The sequence below is a fragment of the Achromobacter sp. D10 genome (genome assembly GCF_035282245.1).
GTDB lineage: Bacteria > Pseudomonadota > Gammaproteobacteria > Burkholderiales > Burkholderiaceae_B > Achromobacter > Achromobacter insolitus.
In genome coordinates this window covers 285,208-300,053 of sequence record NZ_JAYJLE010000001.1, presented here as the reverse complement: position 1 = coordinate 300,053, position 14,846 = coordinate 285,208, and the positions used below count along the sequence as shown (strand labels likewise).

At 65.3% G+C, this 14,846-nt stretch carries 15 protein-coding genes; 4 read left to right on the top strand and 11 right to left on the bottom strand.

Annotation, left to right across the window (positions count from 1 at the left end):
* Window positions 1-2: 2 nt before the first annotated feature.
* The 5 genes from VCS63_RS01415 to VCS63_RS01395 all read right to left on the bottom strand — a co-directional run bounded on the left by VCS63_RS01415 (window position 3) and on the right by VCS63_RS01395 (window position 4,498).
* Complete coding sequence (locus tag VCS63_RS01415; protein WP_013396765.1) at window positions 3-875, bottom strand: branched-chain amino acid ABC transporter permease; 873 nt, start codon at window positions 873-875, stop codon at window positions 3-5.
* Window positions 876-1,030: 155 nt separating this feature from the next.
* Window positions 1,031-2,194, bottom strand: coding sequence for an ABC transporter substrate-binding protein (locus VCS63_RS01410; protein WP_042796075.1), 1,164 nt, complete (start codon window positions 2,192-2,194; stop codon window positions 1,031-1,033).
* 331 nt (window positions 2,195-2,525) lie between these two features.
* Entirely contained in the window at window positions 2,526-3,467 is a 942-nt protein-coding gene (locus VCS63_RS01405; RefSeq protein ID WP_164793530.1) for a LysR substrate-binding domain-containing protein, read from the bottom strand.
* 52 nt (window positions 3,468-3,519) lie between these two features.
* A complete protein-coding gene (locus tag VCS63_RS01400) occupies window positions 3,520-3,831 on the bottom strand; it encodes an antibiotic biosynthesis monooxygenase family protein (protein ID WP_112966738.1) in 312 nt (103 codons plus the stop codon).
* 34 nt (window positions 3,832-3,865) lie between these two features.
* Window positions 3,866-4,498, bottom strand: a complete 633-nt coding sequence (locus VCS63_RS01395; protein WP_042797509.1) for a LysE/ArgO family amino acid transporter — start codon at window positions 4,496-4,498, stop codon at window positions 3,866-3,868.
* A gap of 147 nt (window positions 4,499-4,645) precedes the next feature.
* Here VCS63_RS01395 and VCS63_RS01390 point away from each other — a divergent pair, with 147 nt between their 5' ends.
* Window positions 4,646-5,545, top strand: a complete 900-nt coding sequence (locus tag VCS63_RS01390; RefSeq protein ID WP_042796077.1) for a LysR family transcriptional regulator ArgP — start codon at window positions 4,646-4,648, stop codon at window positions 5,543-5,545.
* Window positions 5,546-5,564: 19 nt separating this feature from the next.
* A complete protein-coding gene (locus VCS63_RS01385; protein WP_063959567.1) occupies window positions 5,565-6,065 on the top strand; it encodes a copper chaperone PCu(A)C in 501 nt (166 codons plus the stop codon).
* Window positions 6,066-6,405: 340 nt separating this feature from the next.
* Here the strand turns inward: VCS63_RS01385 and gdhA are convergent, their stop codons facing one another.
* On the bottom strand, window positions 6,406-7,752 hold the full coding sequence (gene gdhA / locus VCS63_RS01380) for an NADP-specific glutamate dehydrogenase (protein ID WP_164793529.1): 1,347 nt from the start codon (window positions 7,750-7,752) through the stop codon (window positions 6,406-6,408).
* Between the two features lie 428 nt (window positions 7,753-8,180).
* Window positions 8,181-8,792: a LysE family translocator gene (locus tag VCS63_RS01375; RefSeq protein WP_042796082.1), complete on the bottom strand. Its 612-nt coding sequence runs from the start codon at window positions 8,790-8,792 to the stop codon at window positions 8,181-8,183.
* A 108-nt stretch (window positions 8,793-8,900) separates the two neighbouring features.
* On the opposite strand from VCS63_RS01375, the gene VCS63_RS01370 reads away from it, so the two are divergent.
* On the top strand, window positions 8,901-9,833 hold the full coding sequence (locus tag VCS63_RS01370; RefSeq protein WP_164793528.1) for a LysR substrate-binding domain-containing protein: 933 nt from the start codon (window positions 8,901-8,903) through the stop codon (window positions 9,831-9,833).
* Here the strand turns inward: VCS63_RS01370 and VCS63_RS01365 are convergent.
* The gene (locus VCS63_RS01365; RefSeq protein ID WP_042796083.1) at window positions 9,815-10,603 is read right to left on the bottom strand and encodes an exodeoxyribonuclease III; all 789 of its coding nucleotides are present in this window, start codon (window positions 10,601-10,603) and stop codon (window positions 9,815-9,817) included. The two genes, VCS63_RS01370 and VCS63_RS01365, sit on opposite strands and share 19 nt — an antisense overlap.
* A 132-nt stretch (window positions 10,604-10,735) precedes the next feature.
* On the opposite strand from VCS63_RS01365, the gene pyrE reads away from it, so the two are divergent.
* Window positions 10,736-11,422 (top strand): orotate phosphoribosyltransferase, encoded by a 687-nt coding sequence (pyrE, locus tag VCS63_RS01360; protein ID WP_042796084.1) that lies wholly within the window; start codon window positions 10,736-10,738, stop codon window positions 11,420-11,422.
* A 47-nt stretch (window positions 11,423-11,469) separates the two neighbouring features.
* On the opposite strand, the gene VCS63_RS01355 is transcribed toward pyrE, so the two are convergent.
* From VCS63_RS01355 to gatA, 3 genes are all read right to left on the bottom strand, one after another.
* Complete coding sequence (locus VCS63_RS01355) at window positions 11,470-11,673, bottom strand: hypothetical protein (protein WP_243759363.1); 204 nt, start codon at window positions 11,671-11,673, stop codon at window positions 11,470-11,472.
* A 122-nt stretch (window positions 11,674-11,795) separates the two neighbouring features.
* On the bottom strand, window positions 11,796-13,253 hold the full coding sequence (gatB, locus tag VCS63_RS01350; protein ID WP_063641568.1) for an Asp-tRNA(Asn)/Glu-tRNA(Gln) amidotransferase subunit GatB: 1,458 nt from the start codon (window positions 13,251-13,253) through the stop codon (window positions 11,796-11,798).
* Between the two features lie 4 nt (window positions 13,254-13,257).
* Window positions 13,258-14,844 (bottom strand): Asp-tRNA(Asn)/Glu-tRNA(Gln) amidotransferase subunit GatA, encoded by a 1,587-nt coding sequence (gene gatA / locus VCS63_RS01345; RefSeq protein WP_164793527.1) that lies wholly within the window; start codon window positions 14,842-14,844, stop codon window positions 13,258-13,260.
* Window positions 14,845-14,846: the final 2 nt, after the last annotated feature.

Here is a 14,846-nt window from a genome sequence, read left to right as displayed (position 1 = left end):
GCTTACACCTTCTTGATCGCGGTCTTGCCGAACAGGCCGGCGGGCTTGAAGGTCAGAACGAGCAGCAGCAACACCAATCCCGGCACGTCTTTGTACCCCGTCGAAAGATAAAAACCGGTGGTTGTTTCGGCGATCCCCAGGATCAGCCCGCCCACCACCACGCCCATCCCGCTGGACAGGCCGCCGATGATCGCCACGGCGAAGGCCTTCAGGCCCAGCACGGCGCCCATGGTGGCGCCGGTCAGCGTCAAGGGCGCGACCAGCACGCCGGCGAACGCCGCCGTCAGCGAGGACAGCGCGTAGGAAAACGTGATCACCATGCCCGTGTTGATGCCCATCAGACCGGCGGCGTCGCGGTCGTTGGACGTGGCGACGAACGCTTTGCCGTAGATGGACTTGCGATTGAAGATTTCCACCAACAGCATCATCGCCAGCGCGCCGAACACCACCAGAAGCTCCATCGGCAGCACGTTGGCGCCCAGCACCTGAATGGGCGCTTCGGGCAGCGGCGAGGGAAAGCGCAGGTCGTCGCGGCCCCAGATATTTTCGGCCACGTTCTTGAAGATGATGCCCAGCGCGATGGTGGCCATGATCCAGCCGAACTCCGAACGGGTCTTGATGGCGGGCCTGACGCCCACGCGTTCGACCAGCGCGCCTTGCGCGAATCCGAAGATGCAGACGATAGGTATCATCACCCAGTAGTTCACGCCCAGGCCGACCAGTGTCAGGCCGACCAGCGCGCCCAGCATCAGGGCTTCGCCCTGGCCGAAATTCAAGGTGCCTGACGTGGCGAACGTGAGCTGGTATCCGAACGCGATGACGGCATAGATCATGCCCAGCGCGATACCGCTATAGATGAGCTGTAGAAGAATCATGGTGTGTGTTCGTAGCGCCGGCGTTTCGGCCCAGGCTACATGGGCAGAACGCGGTGTTTAGTTGTCCAGGCCGCGCGGAGCCGGCTATGCCGGTCCGCTGCGGCGCCCCCTCGAGGGGGAAGCGCTCCAAGGCGCTTCGGGGGTGGAACGCTTCGTCAGTTGGCCTTGACCACGCGGCCGCCCTTGACCTCGCCGATCACCACTTCCTTCGCGGTAATCGCGTCGTGGTTGTCCGCGCTGAACGGTTTGGTGTAGGTCATTACCACGCCCTCGACGGGCGTCTGCAGGTTTTCGAGGGCCTCGCGGACCTTCGGGCCGTCGGTGGAATTGGCCTGCTTGAAGGCCGCGGCCAGCAGATAGATGGAGTCATAGCCCTGGGCAGCCGACACCGGCGAATCGATGCGGTTGTTCTTGGGCTTGAACTTGGCCAGGTAGGCGTCGATGAAAGCCTTGCGCTTGGGCGTGTCCGGATCCTGGATGAAGGTCTGCGGCATGCGCGCGCCTTCGCCGTTGGCGCCGGAGTTGTCGATGTAGTTGGCCATGGACAGGGTCCAGCTGCCGATGATCGGCACCTTCCAGCCCAGCTTGGTCATGCCGTTGGCGATCTGCGCCAACTCGGGGCCGATGCCGTAGGTCAGCACCGCTTCAGCGCCGGCGGCCTTCGCCTTCAGCAGCTGGGCCGTCATGTCGACGTCCTTGATGTTGAATTTTTCCACGGCCACCGGCTTGATGCCCTTGGAATCCAGGGCCTTTTCCAGGTCCTCGCGGCCGAGCTGGCCGTAGTTGGTGGAGTCGGCCAGGATCGCGACCTTCTTGAAGCCGCGGCGGGTCACCGCTTCTTCGACGATCATCGGGGCCTGGATGCTGTCGTGCGCGGCGTTGCGGAACACATAGTTGTTCGGGTATTCCGGCGCCTTGAACTGGTGCGTGATCACGCTGCCCGTGGCCACGTTGTTGAACACGGGGATCTTGGCATCCTGGTAGAAGCGCTGGGAGGCCAGCGCCACGCCGGTATTGATGTACCCGACGGTGGCTGCCACCTGTTCCTTATTGATCAGCTCCTGCGCGATCTGCACGCCGCGCTCGTTCTTGGCTTCGTCGTCGCGTTCCACGGCGACCAGCTGGCGTCCCAGCACACCGCCGTTCTTGTTGATTTCTTCAATGGCCAGGCGCACGCCGTCGCGCATGCTCACGCCCATGGAGGACGAACCGCCGGTGTAGGGGCCGGCTACGCCGATCTTGATGGGGTCGGCGGCGTGGGACGCGGCCGTTGCGGCAAGTGCAAGGGTTCCTGCTAGCAGCTTCAAACGAAAATCCATGAATGTCTCCGTTGTAATTGGTAGAACTGCGTGGAAAACCGTGTGCCGGCGCCGGGCGGCGGAAATCAGATGCTGCGGCGCTCTCCTGTGTGGCGTGTCGTGACTGTCTGCCTAATCACTTACGCGAAACTGACCCGGCGGGGTTTTTCCGCGTAAATACCTAGTACGGACGCACAGGCGCACCTGCCATGCGCCAAGGCGCAGCCTGAAATGGGGAAGGGGAAAGGCGGCGGCGTGCCGTGGCGGGCATGGACGGGACGTTGCATTGGCCGCATCCTAGCCAGCGCTGCGCCGGGTTGCGCGGAATTTCATTCCGCCCTGGACTGGAAATTTATTCCTGGCTGGCCTGCGGGCCGCGTGGCCATTGGGCCACCTGTTTGCACACGCCTTCCAACCATAGGGAAAACGCTTGGACCGCGTTGCCGGGTGGGCGCGAGCTTTCGGTGCACAGGTAATACTGGGATTCCCCGGGAATCTCGATGTCCAGGACGCGCACCAGCTTGCCTTCGTCTAGCCATTCCGCGGCCAGCGCGCGTCGCGTGAGCGCAAGACCCTGACCGGCGCGCGCAGCGGCCAGCATGATGCCCAGGTCCACCAGCCAGACGCCGCGCGTAGGCTCGGGCCAGTCGAGGCCGGCGGCGGCGAGCCAAGGCCGCCATGGCTCCATGGGACAGCGCAGCAACTGCGCCCGCGCCAGATCCGCGGGCCGCTCAAAGGGACCGTGCCGGTCGCGGTAGTCCGGCGCGCAGACGGCGAACACCGGATCCGCGGTCAATTGGCGCGCATTCAAGCCGGGATACTTGCCACTGCCGAAGCGCACCCAGACATCGGCATTGGGCGGCATGATGTCCAGGTAAGGTATGGACAACATGATTTCCAGTTCCACCTCGGGATGCGCGGCGGTGAAGCCGGGCAGGGCAGGGATCAGCACCTGGCGGGCGAAAGTGGGGGTGGACACGACCCGCAGGGGCTCGAGTTTGGGTTCGCCGCGTTTGTGCAGGGAGGCGTCCGACAGCAGGTCCAGCGCCGTGCGGACCTGATCCAGGTACTCCCGGCCGGCAGAGCTCAGCGTGGCGCCGCGGCTGCTGCGTATGAAGAGGGTGACGTCCAGCAAGGCCTCCAGCGCGGCAATGCGCTTGCCGATGGCGCTGGCGGTGACGAAGAGCTCCTCGCTGGCGCGTTCGAAAGAGCCCAGGCGTGCGGCAGCTTCGAAAGCCTGGATGGCGGCCAGGGGTGGCAGGCGCACATCTTTGGAGGGGGAGGGACCGCGCATGATCGTCTGGCGGGCCGGTGCTGCGCCCGACGAAAAAGTGGCAACCGCGAGATTATAAGGACGGCGGCGGCAGCCCTTCGCCATAGCGCCGGAGCACTTGGGCGATTTCCACGCGATAGCCGTCCAGCCAGCGCGCTTGCCCGGCCTTGGCGCGCAGGTGCTCCGGATGGCGGATCAGTTGCTCCAGGGCGTCCATCGATTCCCAGTAATAGACGTTGCAGACCAGTCCCCGCGCCGGGTCCTCCCAGCTCTCTTCTCCCAGATAGCCGGGGATGGCGCGCGCGGCGGCGGCAATGGCCTGGTCAAGGCGGTGGAAGTCATCGTCGAACTGCTTCTTGGCGAAGATGAACGTGGAGCTGTACATGGGGAGGGTCCGGCGAGTCAGACGACAACGTCGCTTATACGCCCTTGAGCGCCAGGCTGATCGCCAGCGCCGCCATGACGACCGCGATAAGGCCGTCCAGGATGCGCCAGGCGGAAGCACTGGCGAAGAACGGGGCGAACAGGCGGGATCCGATGCCCAGCACGGCGAGCCACAACAGGCTGGCGGTGAAGGCGCCGGCGGCGAACGCCATGCGGGCGTCCTCGAAACCATGCGCCAGCGAACCGACCACAACCATGTCCAGCCAGAAGTGCGGATTCAGCAGCGAGAAACCCAGCGCGCCCAGCATGGCCGCACGGCGCGACGGAACCACGTCGCGAGCTGCGGCCAGGCCCCCGGTGGCGGTCCAGGCGCGGCGCGCGGACTGCAGCGCATACCAGGACAGGAAGGCTACGCCGAACCACAGCACGGCGGTCGTCAGCCAGGGAAACCAGGAGGTGAGAGCCTGCAGGCCGGAGACGCTGGCGAAGATGAAGATGGCGTCGATCAGCGCGCAGATGGCGACCACGCTCAAGAGGTGCGCGCGCATCAGCCCCTGGCGCAGGATGAACGCGCTTTGCGCGCCCACGACCGCGAACAGGCCCAGCCCGGTGGCCGTGCCGCTGGCCCAGGCAGTGAAGAAGAGGGGGGATGACAACGTGGCGAACATGACCTGCACCTGTGCTGCTACGCCTGTGGCGGCGCTTGGATGACAACGCCGGGCGCCGGGAAGCGCTCCGGTAATGCGTCATTTTCGCTTGCATGGCATATGAAATAAAGCTAATTTTCCTTCACTATCTTAAGCAAAACTAATCTCATGAAAATCGATCACGGCAACCTGCGGGCCTTGGCCGCGGTAGTGCGGGAAGGCAGTTTCGAACGGGCAGCGCTGTCGCTGAGCGTCACGCCCTCGGCGGTGTCGCAGCGGATCAAGGCGCTGGAGGACCGCATGGGGCGTTTGCTGGTCCAGCGCACCGTGCCGGCTGTGGCAACTGCCGACGGGCAGGTGCTGGTGCGGCTGGCCGAGCAGACGGCGCTGCTGGAGCATGACGCGCTCGATCGCCTGGGGGTGGCGGATGACGACGTGCCGTACGCCAGCATCCCGGTCGCGGTCAATCACGACAGCCTGGAGACGTGGTTCGTCGATGCGGCCGTGCAGTTCTCGGCCCGCACGCGGGCCACGCTGGATATGCAGTCCGAAGACCAGGATCACACCGCCACGCTGCTGCGCAATGGCTCGGTGCTGGGCGCGGTCACCGCGCTGGCCGAACCGGTGCAGGGGTGCCGCATCCATGCGCTGGGCAGCATGCGCTATGTGGCGACCTGCACGCCTGAATTCCACAAGCGCTATTTTTCGCAAGGCGTTAACGCCCAGACGCTGGCGCAGGCGCCCGTGCTGGTGTTCAACCGCAAGGACGCATTGCAGGCCCGCTTCGCGCACAAGATCGCCGATCCCGCGCCTTGGCAGCCGCCGGTCTGGTGGGTGCCTTCCACGCGCGCGTTTGTGCAGGCCACGCTTGGCGGGCTGGGCTGGACCATGAATCCCTTGCCGCTGGTGCAGGAACACCTTGATGCAGGTCAGCTGATGCTGCTTCGGGGCCGCGCCTGGGAGGACGTGCCGCTGTATTGGCAGCATTGGCGGGTAAACTCCGAAGCAATGGAAGCCCTGACCGATTCGGTCCTTTCAGCCGCCCGCAGCCTGGTCAGGCGACGTTAACCCACTAGGAGAACACCCCATGAACATCCGCAAGTTCGCTGTCATTGCCGCCCTGGGCCTGTGCACGGCCGGTTCGGCGTGGGCAAAGGACTACAAGGTTGGCCAGATCGAGGTCGATGACCTCTGGGTGCGCGCGTCCGCGCCGGGCCAGTCCAACGGCGCGGGGTATATGGATATCGACAACGACGCGAAGACCCCGGACCGCCTGCTGTCGGTGTCTTCCGATGCCGCGGAACGCGTCGAACTGCACACGGTGCAGACCGAGAACGGCGTGTCGAAGATGCGTCAGGTGGAAGGCGGCATCGCGTTGCCGGCCGATACCGAGGTCAAGCTCAGCCCGGGCGGCTACCACGTCATGTTCATCAAGCTGAAGGCCCCGTTCGCCGAAGGCGGCACGGTCCCGGCCACGCTGAAATTCGAAAAGGCCGGCGAAGTCGCCGTGCAGTTCAAGGTCAAGCCGGCCTCGCACAACCCCGGCATGAACCACGGCGGCATGAACCACGGCACGATGAAACACTAAGCGCTCCGCGCTGCCCGCGCTTGATGGCGCGGGTGTGGTTCACCAGAAAGACCCAACAAGTCAGTTAGTCAGCCAGCTGGCTCGGGCGACTCCCCGCCAACGAGGCGGGTCCGTCCTGATAAAGCAGATCTGCCCCAATCGCGGCCGCGCGGAGCCGGCTTTGCCGGTCCGCAGCGGCGCCCCCTTGAGGGGGAAGCGCGTAGCGCTTCGGGGTGGACCCTCTCAGCCGGTCCGCAGCGGCGCCCCTTGAGGGGGGAAGCGCGTAGCGCTTCGGGGTGGGCCCTCTCAGCCGGTCCGCAGCGGGCCCGTCCTGGGGGGGAGCGCGCAGCGCTGCGGGGGGTCAGTACAAGCCTTGCTGACGCATTGCGTCAGCCACCTTCACGAAGCCGGCGATGTTGGCGCCGTCCAGGTAGTTGACGTACTCGCGTTCGCTGTGGCCGTGGCGCACGCAGTTTTCATGGATGTCGCGCATGATGGCGTGCAGGCGGGCGTCGACTTCATCGCGCGTCCAGGCCAGGCGAGCCGAGTTCTGCGCCATTTCCAGGCCGGAGACGGCCACGCCGCCGGCATTGCTGGCCTTGCCGGGCGCGTAGAGCACGCGCGCGGCGATGAAGGCCTTGGCGGCTTCCAGCGTGGCAGGCATGTTGGCGCCTTCGGCAACGCAGAGCACGCCGTTTTTGATCAGCGTTTGCGCGTCGGCCAGTTCCAGCTCGTTCTGGGTGGCGCAGGGCAGGGCCACGTCCACCGGCACGTGCCACGGGCGCTTGCCGGATTCATAGGTCAGGCCGAATTGGCGGGCATAGGTGTCCAGGCGGCCGCGCAGATCGTTCTTGATGTGCATCAGCGCCACCAGCTTTTCGTGCGTGAAGCCGGCTTCGTCCACCACGGTGCCGTTCGAATCCGAAACGGTCACGACCTTGGCGCCCAGCGCCATGGCCTTTTCGATGGCGTACTGGGCAACGTTGCCCGAGCCCGACACGGACACGCGCAGGCCGTCGAAGGAGCGGCCGACGCGCTTGAGCATTTCTTCGGCGAAGTACACCGTGCCGTAGCCGGTGGCTTCGGGGCGGATCAGGCTGCCGCCGAAGGTCAGGCCCTTGCCGGTGAACACGCTGGCGGTCGAGTTGGACAGCTTCTTCATCATGCCGGCCATGAAGCCGACTTCGCGCGCGCCCACGCCGATGTCGCCAGCCGGCACGTCAGTGTCCGGACCCAGGTGGCGGTACAGCTCGATCATGAGGGCTTGGCAGAAACGCATGACTTCGGCGTCGGACTTGCCCTTGGGATCGAAGTCGGAGCCGCCCTTGCCGCCGCCCATGGGCAGAGTGGTCAGCGAGTTCTTCAGGGTCTGTTCGAAAGCCAGGAACTTCAGGATCGACAGGTTCACCGAAGGATGGAACCGCATGCCGCCCTTGAAGGGGCCGATGGCCGAGCTGTGCTGGATGCGGAAAGCGCGGTTGACTTGAGCCTGGCCCCGGTCGTCGGTCCAGCACACGCGGAACTGGATCACGCGTTCCGGCTCCACCAGGCGTTCCAGCACGGCGTGCTCGGCATAGTGGGGGTGCTTTTCGATGAAGGGCCACAGGCTCAGCATCACCTCCTGGACGGCTTGCATGAACTCAGGCTGCTGCGGGTCGCGCGCGGCGACGCCACACAGGAAGTCGTCCAGACTCTGCACTTTCAACATGATCTCCTTGGGGGTGCTTCGAATAGGTGCGGACTGCGCCGGATTGGGGCGCGAAAAATTCTTTTTGGTGCACGGTCGCACCGGTATGGTGCGGAATTGTAGGGGCAAAATGTTGCCCTGCGCAAAGTCGAAAATTCCGCCATCACCTTGATATCAAAGCGCTTTTTTTGTCCCAATAATTGGGGACATATAAAAATCGAAATTGACTGAAAAGCAGCGGAAATACCGGATTTTTGAGAGAAGCGGTTGAATTCCCTGGGGAAAATAATATGTCCCCAATTTTAGGTATTGATGGGGCAAGGCTCTGGACCTAGGCGAGCGCAGAGTATCGACGGCTCATTTCGGTTATCTGCCAGGGGTAGAAACGGTGAACGTCATCAATGCGTCCCCGTTATTTATTTGCGAAAGATCACATCACGGCTGCGGGATTACAACTGCGCGGCCGCCAGCGCCGCGCCCAAGGCCATCAGGATTGCACCGACCACTCGGTCGGCCGCGAGCTGATGGTCCAGCAGCGCGCCGCGCAGGACCGGCGACGACACCGACCACGCCACCACGCCGAACCATATGGCGTGCGCCAGCGACATGAACAGACCGTAGCCAAACTGCCATGGCAGCGGCGTACCGGGCGACACGACCTGGGTATAGGTACTCACCACGAACAGTGTGGTCTTGGGGTTGAGTGCATTGGTCAGAAAGCCGTTGCTCAGCGCCTGCCAGGACGAAAGCGGCGGCCGCGCGGACAGGTCGCGGCTGACCGGCGTGCGGTTGAAGAAGGTCTTCCAGCCCATGTAGACCAGATAGCAGGCGCCCGCCAGCTTGATGCCCTGCAGCACGGGCTGCGCGTAATGCGCCAGCAAGCTGACGCCAAACATCGTGTAGAAGACATGCACCTGCACGCCCAGGGCAATCCCCAGCGCGCAGATCAGGCCGGTGCGCCGTCCGAATAGATAGCTGTTGCGCATGACCATGGCGAAGTCCGGGCCGGGACTGATGACTGCAAGTATCGTGATGAGGGCGACGGCGAACAATTCGGTCATGGCGAAAGCGGCGGAGGGTGATACGGAACCGGCATTGTCGGGCGCTGGCGCGGGGTGGAAAAACGATTTCTAATGCCCGATATCCGTGAGAAAAATTCACCTTTCCCCATGAAATTGCCGCCCCTCAATACCCTGCGGGTCTTCGATGCCGCCGCCCGCCATCAGGCCTTCGGAAAGGCGGCCGAAGAGCTGCACGTGACGCATGGCGCCGTTAGCCGGCAGGTTCGGCTCTTGGAAGAGGCCCTGGGACTGGCCTTGTTCGAGCGTCGCAACCGGGCGGTTTTCCTGACCGATGCAGGCAGGCAGCTGTTCGAGGTGACTCGCGGCTTGTTCGAGCAGTTGACGGCAGGCCTGGCCAAGCTGCGTCAGCCGTCGGTGGACGCGCCGCTGGTGCTGTCGTGCGAACCCACCATCGCCATGATGTGGCTGATCCCGCGCCTGCCGGATTTCCAGCGCGCTCACCCGGGCGTGCAGGTGCATCTGTACGCGGCGGGAGGTCCGGTGGATTTCGCTGCCCAGGGCGTGGACGTGGCACTACGCCGCAACGATTTCGATTGGGATCCTGCTTTGCATGTCGAGCGGGTGTGCGAGGAATGGACGGGGCCGGTGCGCCGGCCAGGGCTGGCAGGCGCGGCGCGCGCAGAGCCGGCCGAAAGCGTCTGGGCCGGCGCGCCCGCGCTCGGCAGCGCGACCCGCCCTCAAGCCTGGCGGCAATGGTCGCGCGCCGCAGGCGTGAAGCCGCCGCGCCGTGCTGGACCCGCCTACGAGCATTTCTATTTGAGTTTGCAGGCGGCCGCGGCCGGGCTCGGAGTGGCAATAGGCTCCGCGTTGATGGTCTGCGACGCCTTGCGGGACCGCCGGCTCGAGGCGCCTTGCGGCTTCGCCCGGGATGGCTCGGCCTACGTCCTGTTATCGCCCCGGCCTTGCGCGGACGACCCGCGCGCCGGGATCTTCCTGGAATGGCTGCGCCGGGAGGCCGCCGCGTCGCTGCAGGAGGCGGCGGTGGGCCCGGTGGACGCCGCTCAGAGCGTGGCGTCGTAGTCGATCGTCAACGGGGCGTGGTCCGAGAAGCGCTCGTCCTTATAGATAGCGACATTGCGTGCACGCGCGGCGATGCCGGGCGTCGCGATCTGGTAATCGATACGCCACCCGACGTTCTTGGCCCAGGCCTGGCCGCGGTTGCTCCACCAGGTGTATTGGTCAGGGCGGTCGTCGATGGTGCGGAACACGTCGACAAAGCCGCGCTTGTCGAACACATCGGTCAGCCAGGCGCGTTCTTCGGGCAGGAAGCCCGAATTCTTCATGTTGCCCTTCCAGTTCTTGAGGTCGATTTCCTTGTGCGCGATGTTCCAGTCGCCGCAGATGACGAACTCGCGGCCGGTCGTCTTATGTTCGTGCATCAGGGCATCGATCCAGGGGCCAAAGCGGTCCAGGAAACGATACTTGGCCTGCTGGCGCTCGTCGCCGCTGGAGCCCGAGGGCAGGTAGGCGCTGATGACCGACAGGTTCTTCCAGTCGGCGCGGATGATGCGGCCTTCGGGATCGAACTCCTCGCAGCCCAGGCCGATGTTGACGCGCTCGGCCGCGTCTCGTAAGTAGATGCCGACGCCGCTATAGCCCTTTTTGACGGCATGGTGGAAATGGCCGGTGTAGCCGGGCGGATTGCGCAGGTCGTCGGTCAAGTCATCGTGAGACACCTTGATTTCCTGCAGGCAGAGCACGTCGGCGGAATGCTTTTCCATCCACGGTTGCAGGCCCTTGCGGAAGGCGGACCGGATGCCATTGAGATTGATCGACGTGATGCGCAGCAAAGCAAAACTCCTGTTGAGCGGCCGCGAAGGCCGGGGCAATGCCAGCAATTTAACCGACTCGGCGCGGATGCCCAGGAATAGCCCCGACAGCGGATAAAATGCCTGCGTTTGCCATCTACCGGACCTTTACGCATGCCCGCCGCCAATTCCTCCGCCACCACTGCCCTTGATTTCGTCCGCTTCGCCTTGAACGAGGGCGTGCTGCGCTTTGGCAGCTTCAAGGTCAAATCGGGCCGTATCAGTCCCTATTTTTTCAACGCCGGACTGTTCAACAGCGGGCGTTCGGTCGGCAAGCTGGCTCAGTTCTATGCCCAGGCGTTGCTGGATTCGGGCGTGAAATTCGACATGCTTTTCGGGCCGGCCTACAAGGGTATTCCGCTCGGCACGGCGACCGCCATCGCACTGGCGGGCCATGCCGGCATGAACGGCGCTGACGTGCCTTTCGCGTACAACCGCAAGGAAGCCAAGGACCACGGCGAAGGCGGCACCCTGGTAGGTGCGCCCCTCAAGGGCAAGGTCGTCATCATTGACGACGTGATCACCGCCGGGACGTCCGTGCGTGAATCGGTGGAAATCATCCGCGCGGCTGGCGCCGAGCCCGCCGCCGTGCTCATCGCCATGGATCGCATGGAACGCGCGGGCCCGGACGACGCGCTGTCGGCGCATTCCGCCGTGCAGGACGTCGCTAAGACCTACGGCATTCCTGTGGTGTCGATTGCTTCGCTGGCAGACATCCTGGCCCTGCTGCAGGACGACGCGTCGTTTGCCGAGCACCGCGAGGCGGTGTTGGCTTATCGGACGAAGTACGGGGTGAAGTAAACCCTGTTTTCAGTGAGCGCAGATATTGGGCGGCCAGGCGTCGCCCTTCATCCGTAGCTTGCCGCAGGCTCGGCGAGGCCGTGGGGTTGGCCGAAGACGACTTCGATTCGCCAAATGGGCGGCACCGTGTTTTTGGCTCCATGGGCGACTTCCAGCAGGTGCTGAGCCAGCAGTGATTCACGGGCATCGGTGCGACTTATCAGCCAGGCCAGGGCGAGTGATGCGTCCGGTATCGAGCGGATCGGATTCATTCCCGGCCTTCCTCGGTCCAGGAGCGGATGATGGATAAACGAAGGGCCGCGGCAATATGCCGCGGCCCTTCGTTTCGTCTGATACGTCGGGAGTGCGCCCGTTGCCGGGGCGCCCCGCGCGGTCAGCTATCCAGCTTCTGCTTCAATAGATCGTTCACCTGCTGCGGGTTGGCCTTGCCGCGCGCGGCCTTCATGATCTGGCCCACCAGCGAGTTGAACGCCTTCTGCTTGCCGGCCCGGTACTCTTCCACGATGGCGGGATTGGCGGCCAGCACTTCGTCGATCATGGCGCCGATGGCGCCGGTGTCGCTGATCTGCTTGAGGCCGCGCGCCTCGATGATGGCGTCCGCTTGGCCGCCGTTCTCACCGGCCCACATGGCGCCGAAGACTTCGCGGGCGATCTTGTTGGAGATCGTGCCGTCGATGATGCGGCCGATCAGGGCGGCCAGCGCCGGCGCCTGGACCGGAGACTCGGCGATGCTCTTTTCGTCCTTGTTCAGGGCGGCGGAGACCTCACCCATGACCCAGTTGGCGGCCAGCTTGGCCTGGCCGGCGGGCAGCGCGTCCGCCACCGCCTGGAAGTAGGCGGCCAGGTCGCGGCTGACGGTGAGCTGGGCTGCGTCGTAGGCGGGCAGGCCGTACTCGGACTCGAAGCGGGCGCGTTGGGCGGCCGGCAATTCGGGCATGGCGGCCCGGACTTCGTCCACCCATTCGCGCGAGATGACCAGCGTGGGCAGGTCGGGGTCGGGGAAGTAGCGGTAGTCGTGCGCGTCTTCCTTGCTGCGCATGCTGCGGGTTTCGTCGCGGTCGGCATCGTACAGGCGGGTTTCCTGCACCACGGTGCCGCCGTCTTCGATCAGTTCGATCTGGCGCCGCGCTTCATAGGTGATGGCGCGCTCCAGGAAGCGGAACGAGTTGACGTTCTTGATCTCGGTGCGGGTGCCGAATTCCTTCTGGCCCACGGGGCGCACGGACACGTTGGCGTCGCAGCGGAACGAGCCTTCCTGCATGTTGCCGTCGCAAATGCCCAGCCACACGACCAGGCTGTGCAGGGCGCGGGCGTAGGCCACGGCCTCGGCGGCCGAGCGCATTTCCGGTTCCGTCACGATTTCCAACAGAGGCGTGCCCGCGCGGTTCAGGTCGATGCCGCTGCCGGGGGCGCCATTGGCCAGGCTGAAGTCGTCGTGCAGGGACTTGCCGGCGTCTTCTTCCAAGTGGGCGCGCGTCAGGTTGACGGTTTTTTCTTCCTCGCCCACGAAGAACGACAGCGAACCGCCCACGACCACAGGCAGCTCGTACTGGCTGATCTGGTAGCCCTTGGGCAGGTCGGGATAGAAGTAGTTCTTGCGCGCGAAAACGGAGCGCGGCGCGATGGTGGCGCCCACGGCCAGGCCGAAGCGGATGGCGCGTTCGGCCGCGCCGCGGTTCATGACCGGCAGGCTGCCCGGCAGCGCCAGGTCGACCACGTTGGCGTGAGTGTTGGGCGCGGCGCCGAATTGGGTGCTGCTACCCGAAAAAATCTTGGAGTCCGTGGAAAGCTGCGTGTGCGTTTCCAGGCCGATGACGATTTCCCAGTTCATGTTCTCAGCCTTGCTGGACAGGGGCACGCGTATGCCAGTCCGTCACTTGTTGGTAGCGGTCGGCGATGGCCAGCAGGCGGCCTTCGTCGAAGTAGTTGCCGATGATTTGGAGACCGACGGGGCGCGGACGGGCGCCAGCGCCGCCGGGCCGCCCCAAGGCGCTGGCAGCCCCCTCGGGGGGCAGTCCCCCGCCGAAGCCGCAAGGTATGGACATGGCCGGCAGGCCGGCCAGGCTCACGCCCAGCGTGTAGACGTCGGCCAGCCAGTCGGCGGTGGGATCGTCGCGGTTGTCGCCGATGTTCTTGGCCACGGTGGGGGTCACCGGGCCCATGATCACGTCGCACTGGTCGGCATAGGCGCGCTGGAAATCCTGCGCGATCATCCGGCGCAAGCGCTGCGCCTGCAGGTAATAGGCGTCGTAGTAGCCATGGGAAAGCACGTAGGTGCCGATCAGGATGCGGCGCTTGACCTCGTCGCCGAAGCCTTCGGCGCGCGAACGGCTGATCATCTCGTTCAAGTCGTCGTATTGGGCGGCGCGGTGGCCATAGCGCACGCCGTCGTAGCGCGCCAGGTTGCTGGAGGCTTCGGCGGGCGCGATGACGTAGTAGGCGGGAATGGCCAGTTCGGTGCGCGGCAGCGAGACCGGCACGCGCACGGCGCCCAGGGTCTCGAACTGGGTCAGCGCGGCCTCGACCGCGGCAGCCACGTCGGGTGCCAGGCCCGCGCCGAAGTACTCGGCGGGCACGCCGATGCGTAGGCCCTTGAGCGGCTGGCTGCCGGCGGCGTCGAACCGGCTCTGGGCGGCCTCGAAGTCGCGCCGGACGCGGCCGGGCTCGTTCGTGGCGGCATCGCATTTTTCCAGGCTGGTGGCGTCGCGCGGGTCAAAGCCGCTGATGACGTCCAGCAGCTCGAGCAGATCGCGGGCGCTTTCGGCAAGGGGGCCGGCCTGGTCCAGGCTGGAGCCGAAGGCCACCATGCCATAGCGGGAGACGGTGCCGTAGGTGGGCTTGATGCCGCTGACGCCGCACAGGGCGGCGGGCTGGCGCACCGAGCCGCCGGTGTCGGTGCCGGTGGCGGCGGCAACCAGGCGGGCGGCCACGGCGGCGGCCGATCCGCCCGAAGAGCCGCCGGGCACGGCGGCGTGGTCCCAGGGGTTCTTCACGGCCCCGTAGGCGGAATTTTCATTGCCGGAACCCATGGCGAATTCGTCGCAGTTCAGCTTGCCCAGCGACACGGCGCCGGCCTCGCCCAGGCGCTCGACGACAGTGGCGTCGAACGGGCTGACGTAGCCCTCGAGCATCTTGCTGCCGGCGGTGGTGCGCCAGCCGCGGGTGACGAAGGCGTCCTTGTGGGCGATCGGGATCCCCGCCAGCGGGCCGGCCGAGCCCGAGGCCAGGGCGGCGTCCGCGGCGCGGGCCTGGGCCAGCGTCAATTCGGCGTCAATATGTAAAAAGCAATTCAGGCCGCTGGCCGCTTCGGCGGCCGTCAAGGCGCTTTGAGCGAGTTCGACGGCGCTGACCTCGCGTTGCGCAAGGGCCGCGCGCAGGGCGGCGATCCCCTTGAATTGGGTGTGCAGAGCGGGTTTCGTCATGA